2 protein-coding genes are annotated in these 1,660 nt (G+C 42.6%); one reads left to right on the top strand and one right to left on the bottom strand.

The genetic code is table 11. From position 1 onward, the window contains the following. Positions 1 to 473 (top strand): GNAT family N-acetyltransferase (locus CWM53_RS24815; protein ID WP_319829945.1); only part of this gene is annotated, 473 nt, incomplete at its 5' end. 234 nt (positions 474 to 707) lie between these two features. Here the strand turns inward: CWM53_RS24815 and CWM53_RS24820 are convergent. Further along, positions 708 to 1,538, bottom strand: coding sequence for an RES family NAD+ phosphorylase (locus CWM53_RS24820; RefSeq protein WP_227521737.1), 831 nt, complete (start codon positions 1,536 to 1,538; stop codon positions 708 to 710). Between the last annotated feature and the right edge of the window lie 122 nt (positions 1,539 to 1,660).

Consider the following 1,660-nt stretch of genomic DNA (forward strand, 5'->3'; position numbering starts at 1 on the left):
TAATTAAAAAACCTAAGTGTTGTAACGATGCAGAAATCGCAATATTTGAAGCACTTGTTAACGAGGGTGGAGAAGTAGAATTGGCAGGACTTCAAGAACGGATTTTGCGCGCAGAACTGCTTATTTTTATTTACGACAATGACGACCAAATTCTTGCAGTTGGAGCTATCAAAAACCCAAGTAAAGCATATAAATCCAAGACCTTTGAAAGGTCTGGTGTTTCCGGACAAGACAATTACGACTTTGAGCTAGGCTGGCTATATGTTGCAGAAATAGCACGAAATAAAGGTTACGGGCACATCTTGATGGAATTAATTTGCAAACAACTAACTGACAAATCATGCTTCGCCACGACGCGTGAAAATAATACAGCAATGCAGTATTTATTTAACAAATTTGGCTTTTCCAAAGTTGGCAAACCTTACAAAAGTAAGAGAGGAAACCATTCTCTTATTCTTTACGTCAAGGAATAACCTAGTAGCTTGAGGTAAGAACATCTCTCATGCTCAATTTAGCATTCAATATAATTTCGAAAATATTAAATTCTGTAAAAATATCAGTATATTAGAATTATGAGCGGAACATAAAAACATCCGCTCAACACTCCTCAATTGCTGCGAGATTTCAACTTCATTATTTTACTCGCTGATAATGGTAGTGCCTATGAGTAAAACGCTAGCGTAGCAACCATTTTATATTGGTTATGTTTAAGAGGATTTGAACCAAGCATTCCCTGTCTGCTCCGACTCAATCTGAATTGCTTTTACCTGATAAGGGGCACAACTCACAATTTCAACAGCGCTTAGGTCAAAGATCGCAATGTTATATCCCAATTGCTTATCGTTATCTCCAAAGTGACTCTTGTATGCAATTGCATCATAGCCAACACTACGAAACAGTTCAGTCAGTATCTGAGTGGGCGCATAATCGGCACGGTCATCCGAGTGTGTGACAGGAGTTGAAAAGGCGTTATCTATATCAATCCAGACGGCTTTCTCTTTCTCCTGTGCTGTTGGCTCTCGTCCTCCCAGCACGTGTCTTAATATAGGCCCAGAAAGTGATGATTGGCCATGTCCAAGTGAAAGCTCAAGAGTCCGCAATGGACGCAAGAGCTGATAGACAGCAACCGACACATCAGCACCAATCCAAGGCCGCACCTCGGAAATCGCGGTCTTCACTGTCGTTCCTACATATAGGACCGGGATACCCGAGGAATTTGCACGTCCTTCTCTGGCTCGGTCGGTAAGAGGCTTCATACGTGAAGCTCCGAAACCCCATATATCCTCGCCAATCCAGTTGCCGTCACTATCGATCCTGTCACATTGATCTATCCCAAGCTGTGCCCGATAGAACACATCCCCTTCTTTCAACTCGCCGTCACGCCCCCTAATCGTCGCAATAACCGTATTAAGGAATGTTCTCTGTTCTTCACTTAAGATATAACGATTGACACTACTAACGTAGCGCGCGAATCGAGAATAACTGTCCCAGTGTGCAAACTCAGGTCTACAGTTCAAGTCGTTTTCACTGATAGTCATTAGCAAGTCCACTACTGAATAAAGCCTCTGCATCTTGGGCCGTAGCAATTGCGTCTTGTACTTCCTGCCGTTTCAAGTCTAGAACTCGCAATTTTCCGTTCATCTTAATCTGCGCGATGGAC

Origin of the sequence: Klebsiella sp. A-Nf5 (assembly GCF_002810545.1) — a bacterium.
Classification (GTDB): Bacteria; Pseudomonadota; Gammaproteobacteria; order Enterobacterales; family Enterobacteriaceae; genus Klebsiella; species Klebsiella variicola.